At 63.0% G+C, this 6,106-nt stretch carries 5 protein-coding genes; 1 reads left to right on the top strand and 4 read right to left on the bottom strand.

The features are described from left to right. Positions 1–423: 423 nt before the first annotated feature. The 4 genes from yidC to rpmH form a co-directional block, all read right to left on the bottom strand. Positions 424–2,094 (bottom strand): membrane protein insertase YidC, encoded by a 1,671-nt coding sequence (gene yidC / locus ACGLHR_RS36280; RefSeq protein ID WP_400100017.1) that lies wholly within the window; start codon positions 2,092–2,094, stop codon positions 424–426. Positions 2,095–2,116: 22 nt separating this feature from the next. Continuing rightward, positions 2,117–2,401 carry a membrane protein insertion efficiency factor YidD gene (yidD, locus tag ACGLHR_RS36275; RefSeq protein WP_082054956.1) on the bottom strand — a complete coding sequence of 95 codons (285 nt, stop codon included), beginning with the start codon at positions 2,399–2,401 and terminating at the stop codon, positions 2,117–2,119. Between the two features lie 19 nt (positions 2,402–2,420). Next, positions 2,421–2,885 carry a ribonuclease P protein component gene (gene rnpA, locus ACGLHR_RS36270; protein WP_400100014.1) on the bottom strand — a complete coding sequence of 155 codons (465 nt, stop codon included), beginning with the start codon at positions 2,883–2,885 and terminating at the stop codon, positions 2,421–2,423. 118 nt (positions 2,886–3,003) lie between these two features. Then, positions 3,004–3,138 (bottom strand): 50S ribosomal protein L34, encoded by a 135-nt coding sequence (rpmH, locus tag ACGLHR_RS36265; protein WP_006161855.1) that lies wholly within the window; start codon positions 3,136–3,138, stop codon positions 3,004–3,006. 1,046 nt (positions 3,139–4,184) lie between these two features. Between rpmH and dnaA the strand changes: the two genes are divergently transcribed. After that, a complete protein-coding gene (gene dnaA, locus ACGLHR_RS36260; protein ID WP_400100012.1) occupies positions 4,185–5,963 on the top strand; it encodes a chromosomal replication initiator protein DnaA in 1,779 nt (592 codons plus the stop codon). Positions 5,964–6,106: the final 143 nt, after the last annotated feature.

Raw genomic sequence — 6,106 nt, 5'->3', positions numbered from 1 at the left:
ATGACGTCCGAGCCCATTCAGTCCATGATTTACGGGCCAAGAGCTCCGATCCAGCGCCTTGCTTTGCGAAAGTAGGGCTAGGCAACGCCACCAAGGGAGCGGCAGCCGGCGAGTCAATGCCGCCGGTTTTCTCCCCTCTCCCACTTGTGGGAGAGGGGCCGGGGGAGAGGGCGGGGGCTCGCTGCGGCGCGATGCCGGAAACAACCATTGGCTTCGCTTTAAGTGGCTCCTAGCCGAACCGCCCCTCTCCCCAGCCCTCTCCCCGTGAGGGGAGAGGGAGCTAAAGCCATCGTCATTCCAGACGGTTTTGGCCTTTTCAGTCGGCTTCGTTCAAGGCAAAAAAAAGCCCGGCGCATCGCACCGGGCTTTTTTGTCGCCAGCGGGTTTGCCACCCGCCAGCCTCTATGCACTGCAACTTCAACCTCAGCTCTTAACCACCGCAGCGGTCTTCACCTTGTTCTTGCCAAGCATCCGGTTGATCTGCCATTGCTGCGCGATCGACAAGACGTTGTTGGTGACCCAGTACATCACCAGGCCGGCCGGGAAGAAGAAGAACATGAACGAGAACACCAGCGGCATGATCATCATGACCTTCGCCTGCACGGGGTCCGGCGGGGTCGGGTTCAGCTTGGTCTGCACGAACATCGACACGGCCATCAGCACCGGCAGGATGTAGAACGGATCCGGCACCGACAGGTCATGGATCCAGCCCAGCCAAGGCGCACCGCGCATCTCAACCGACGACAGCAGCACCCAGTACAGCGCAATGAACACCGGGATCTGGATCACGATGGGCAGGCAGCCGCCCAGGGGATTGACCTTCTCGGTGCGGTACAGCGCCATCATCTCCTGGTTCATCTTCTGCGGATCGCCCTTGAGGCGCTCGCGCATCGCGGTCATGCGGGGCTGCAGGTCCTTCATCTTGCCCATGGACTTGTAGCTTGCCGCCGACAGCGGGAAGAACACCAGCTTGATCAGCACGGTCAGCGCGATGATCGACCAGCCCCAGTTGCCCAGGAAGCCATGCAGCTTCTCCAGCAGCCAGAACAGCGGCTTGGCCAGGATGGTCAGCCAGCCATAGTCCTTCACCAGTTCCAGGCCCGGGCTGATCTTCTCGAGCATGCGCTCTTCCTGCGGGCCGGCGAACAGGCGCGCATCGGTGGTCACCGTGGCGCCCGGGGCGATGGCGCCCAGCGGCTGCTGCACGCCCACGCGGAACAGGTCGTTGTCGATCTTCTCGACGTAGAAGCTGTGCTCCTTGCCCGACTGCGGAATCCACGCCGACGCAAAGTAATGCTGCACCATCGCCACCCAGCCGCTGGTACCGGCCGAGGGGACCGAGGCCTTGCCCTTGCCGATGTCGTCGAAGGTGATCTTGTGGTACTTGTCGGCGTCGGTGTAGATGGCCGGGCCGGTGAAGGTGCTATAGAACTGCGACTGCTCGACCTTGCTGCCGTCGCGCGTCAGTTCCATGTACAGCGTCGGCGAGACCGGCTTGCCGCTGTCGTTGGTCACGGCAAATTGCGTGTCCACAACATAGCTGCCCTTGTGGAAGGTATAGGTCTTGGCCAGCTTGACCCCGTCCTTCTCCGCCGTCAGCGTGATCGCCACCTTGTCCGAGCCGGCCAGGTCGCGCGGGCCCGCCGAAGCGGTGAACACCGTGGTGTGGTTGGGCAGGTCGCCACCGATCAGGCCGGAACGCGCCATATAGGTGCGGGTCTGGTCACGCTCGAACAGCACGACCGGCTTGCCGTCGTGCTCTTTATGGTTCAGCAGTTCCAGGCGCGTCAGGATGCCACCGGCGGTATCGATCTGGGCACGCATCACGTCGGTGCTGACCACGATCTTCTCGCCGCTCGGCTGGGCCGCGGCTACCGGGACGGACGCCGGGGCGCCTGCGGCGGTGCCGGCAGTGGCATTGGCCTTGGGCACGTCGCCTTGCGGGGCCGAAGCGCCGCCTGCGGTTGCCGGAGCCTGCTGCGTCGCGCTCGGGAAGAACATCGACTGGTGACCGTTGGCGCGCTGCCAGTTGTCGTAGAGCAGCACGAGGGCCATCGAGAAGATGACCCAGAGTATGGTGCGTTTGATATCCATGTCTCGCTGTGGTCGGGGGAAATCAGGGGCGGGGTAGCCGGATCGTGACTGGATGGCCAGTCGCGGGGCGAGCCCGGTCTTGCTTTGTTGCCGATGCCGGTGGCACCGGATCATACCCGCCATCCGTGAACGGATGGCAACGGCATAGCCGGCAAGCGGCCAGCCAGCTGCCGCGCCCTGCGCCATGGCACAGGATCGCTTCGCGGGCGTAATCGGAACAGGTAGGCAGGAAGCGGCACTGCGAGCCAAAAAACGGGCTCAGGGCGATCTTGTAGATACGCAGCAGGGCAAGCAGGATTCGCTTCATGGCAGCGGGCTGGGGGCGGTCAACAAGCGGGAGCGCCCGAGGGCGGGACTTCAGTGGGCGCAGCCTCGGCGGACGTTGGCGGCGACACCCCGGAAGGGGCAGCAGGGCGCGGGGCCAGCGGACGCACCGCTACCTCGAACAAGCCAGTCAACTCGGCCAGGCACGCCCGGCGTATCGCGGTGCGGCTGGCAAACTCCGCACGCGGAAACTTGGCCTGCAGGCGCAGCAATACATCGCGGCCCGCGAGTTTGTCCTGCCGCACGCGGAACAGTTCCCGCACCATGCGCTTGACCAGGTTGCGCTCGGCGGCACGCGCTGCGAACTTCTTGCCAACCACCACGCCCAGGCGGGCTTGCGGCAGGCCGTTCTCGCCCACATACAGCACGAAATGCTGGCTGCGCCTGCGCGGGCGCAATGCAAAAACGGATGAAAACTCATCCGTTTTTGTGAGCCTCGCGGCTTTAGGGTAGGCAAAGGTAGTCATGCTAGGCAAAGCGAGCGGAAAAGCCGTGCTTGGCTGCTGGCTACCGGCCGTCCAAAAGGCGAGGCGAGTGGCCAAGGCGGCGCAAACTGCAGCACCGCCAAAGCCGGTCGCCAGGCCCTTAGACTGCCAGGCGCTTGCGGCCCTTGGAACGACGCGCGTTGATGACGGCACGGCCGCCGCGGGTCTTCATGCGCACGCGGAAACCATGGGTACGCTTGCGGCGGGTAACGGAAGGTTGGTATGTACGTTTCATGTTGCACTCTCTGGTTGATCTGGGCTCGCCCGGCTTCCGGCGTTAAGCCGGGCGCCGCCGCGTATGGTTCGCATGGGGCTGCCGCGGTTTGCGGTGTTGCCGACTGCTGTGGTGATCTTGCTGCCGGCCGCGTGAATCTCCATCTCGCGAATCGATGGCACCGACGAATCGGTACTCGACGCTCGCGAGGCAGCGAAGCAGTTGAGGGAGGGAATCTTGCCGGAGCGGATCATAAATCAACGTAAGTCAACCCATCCGTTCCAACCCCATCAGCCTGCCCGGCCCGCTGCCTGTTCCGGCCAATCCAGCTATTTCCGGCACGCTTTGGCTCGGTGAAAAGCCAGCTTAGTGAAAAGCCAAACGCACCAGTCTTGCACGGAACAGGTCAGACCCGGCGATGCGCATACGTGATCCCCTGCGGCATCGCAGAACCCGCCATTTAACTGAGTTTCGCGCGACGTGTCAAGACTGCAGATGGATTAGAGCCTTCTTCTGCACCCCTGCCTGAAAAATACGCAACAGCCCGTTGTATTTCATTGTCCACAATCGCCAGTGGGTAAGTTTTTTTTCTTCAGGGGTGCTGCCCGGGGTCGGTGGGGGTGAGCGAAGTCTCTGTTTCCACTAGCTTTTCCTGCGTTTTACCTACCCGGAAACCCGCGCCAGAACTAGGGTTGTGCACAACAATTCACTGCTTTTTCACAACTTATCCACAGACTTATCCTTTGTGGATAACTTGGGGCGGGGGGTACAATCCGGGTCCAAACACCACACGGGCTGCGTGGCGCAAGCGCAACCCGGGCAACACCCCTGGCATGCCGGACAACGGACGCGCAACGGGCAGCGACGATTTCGTCGCCTCGCTCGTCAGCGACTCCCGCTTGTCGCGTCGATCACCATGGGGGCCCGGGCTGCGGGGTCATTGCGGATCGCTTTGCGATCGCTTTCAGGTTGAACGTACCTCTGGCAGGGATGCCTCACCGATCTTTGCCTGTCGTCCATTCGGCCGGACTGTCCATGCACCGTGGCGAACACCGAACAACAAAACAATGCAAGATTTCTGGCAGGCAGCAGCCGCGCAACTCGAGCGCGAACTGACGCCGCAACAGTTCAAGACCTGGATCAAGCCGTTGGCGCCTGTCGCCTTCGACGAGGAAGCGCATGCGCTGCGTATCGCCGCGCCCAACCGCTTCAAGCTCGATTGGGTAAAAAGCCAGTTCTCCGGCCGCATCACCGCGCTCGCCTGCGAATACTGGGAAGCCAACGTTAGCGTTCACTTTGTCCTGGACCCCGCCGCCTCGGGCCGGGCGGCTGCCGGCTATCCGCAACAACCCGGTCAGCCGGGCCAGCCCGGCATGGCGCCCGCGCACGCCGGCCCCGGCTATCCGTCCGGCCAGCCGCTGTCGCAACACTTCGGCCAGCCCGGCATGCAGCCGGGCCAGGGCGGCCAGGGCTACGGCCCCATGAACCAGTCCGGCCAGCGCGGCGGGCAAGCGCCCTACCCCGGCAATTCTGGTAGCGGCGGCAACTATCCCGGCAACGCCAGCCAGAGCAACATGGGCGGCATGGGTGGCGAGATCGTCGACATCGACGTGCCGCAACTCGACCCGGCCGAAGCCAGCGCCCGCTCCTACCGCGTGCAGCCGTCCCAGCAGGCCATGCAGGGCGGCCACCCCGGTAACCAGGGCGGCAGCAATCAAGGTCACCCAGGCCACCAGGGGCACCCGGGCCAACAAGGTCACCAAGGTCACCAAGGCCACCCCGGCAACCAGCTCGGCGGCCAGCAGCAGAACGACTCGGTGCACGAGCGCTCGCGCCTGAACCACATCCTCACCTTTGACAACTTCGTCACCGGTAAGGCCAACCAGCTCGCGCGCGCCGCGGCCATCCAGGTGGCCAACAACCCAGGTAAATCTTACAACCCGCTGTATCTATACGGCGGCGTAGGCCTGGGCAAGACCCACTTGATCCACGCCATCGGCAACTTCATGTTGCTGGAGAACCCGCGCGCCCGCATCCGCTACATCCACGCCGAGCAATACGTCTCCGACGTGGTCAAGGCCTACCAGCGCAAAGCGTTCGACGAGTTCAAGCGCTACTACCACTCGCTCGACCTGCTGCTGATCGACGATATTCAATTCTTCTCCGGCAAGAACCGCACGCAGGAAGAGTTCTTCTACGCCTTCGAAGCCCTGATCGCCAACCGGGCGCAGGTGATCATCACCAGCGATACGTACCCCAAGGAAATCAGCGGCATCGATGATCGCCTGATCTCGCGCTTCGATTCCGGCCTCACGGTCGCCATCGAGCCGCCCGAGCTGGAGATGCGCGTCGCCATTCTGATGAAGAAAGCCGCCGCCGAGAATGTGAGCGTGCCCGAGGAAGTCGCCTTCTTCGTCGCCAAGCATTTGCGATCGAACGTGCGCGAGCTGGAAGGCGCGCTGCGCAAGATCCTCGCCTTCTCCAACTTCCACGGCAAGGACATCACCATCGATGTCACCCGTGAAGCGTTGAAGGACCTGCTGACGGTGCAGAACCGCCAGATCTCTGTCGAGAACATCCAGAAGACCTGCGCGGATTTCTACAACATCAAGGTCGCGGACATGTACAGCAAGAAGCGGCCCGCCAATATCGCGCGGCCCCGCCAGATTGCCATGTACCTGGCCAAGGAACTCACGCAGAAAAGCCTGCCGGAAATCGGCGAGCTGTTCGGCGGACGCGATCACACCACCGTGCTGCATGCGGTGCGCAAGATCGCCGATGAGCGCAGTAAAGATGCGCAGCTCAACCACGAGCTGCACGTGCTGGAACAGACGCTCAAGGGCTGACCTGGCGCGTGAAATCGCAGTGAAGCAGCATTTGCCGGCCCGGTCACGCGGGGCTGGCATACTGTAGGGTACGCGCCGGGCAGGATCCGGCGCATGAATCAATCGGAAAGCAACACCGGGGCATTGCGGAACATTGCCATGAA

The sequence above is a fragment of the Cupriavidus sp. CuC1 genome, from assembly GCF_044627735.1.
GTDB classification, from domain to species: Bacteria; Pseudomonadota; Gammaproteobacteria; order Burkholderiales; family Burkholderiaceae; genus Cupriavidus; species Cupriavidus ulmosensis.
Note: the sequence above shows the minus strand (reverse complement) of the source record. Positions and strands in the feature narration are given on the sequence as shown.

Excerpts from the sequence above, each read along its gene's own strand:
- yidC (WP_400100017.1), bottom strand. The coding sequence starts at position 2,094 with ATGGATATCAAACGCACCATACTCTGGGTCATCTTCTCGATGGCCCTC.
- yidD (WP_082054956.1), bottom strand. The coding sequence starts at position 2,401 with ATGAAGCGAATCCTGCTTGCCCTGCTGCGTATCTACAAGATCGCCCTG.
- rnpA (WP_400100014.1), bottom strand. The coding sequence starts at position 2,885 with ATGACTACCTTTGCCTACCCTAAAGCCGCGAGGCTCACAAAAACGGAT.
- rpmH (WP_006161855.1), bottom strand. The coding sequence starts at position 3,138 with ATGAAACGTACATACCAACCTTCCGTTACCCGCCGCAAGCGTACCCAT.
- dnaA (WP_400100012.1), top strand. The coding sequence starts at position 4,185 with ATGCAAGATTTCTGGCAGGCAGCAGCCGCGCAACTCGAGCGCGAACTG.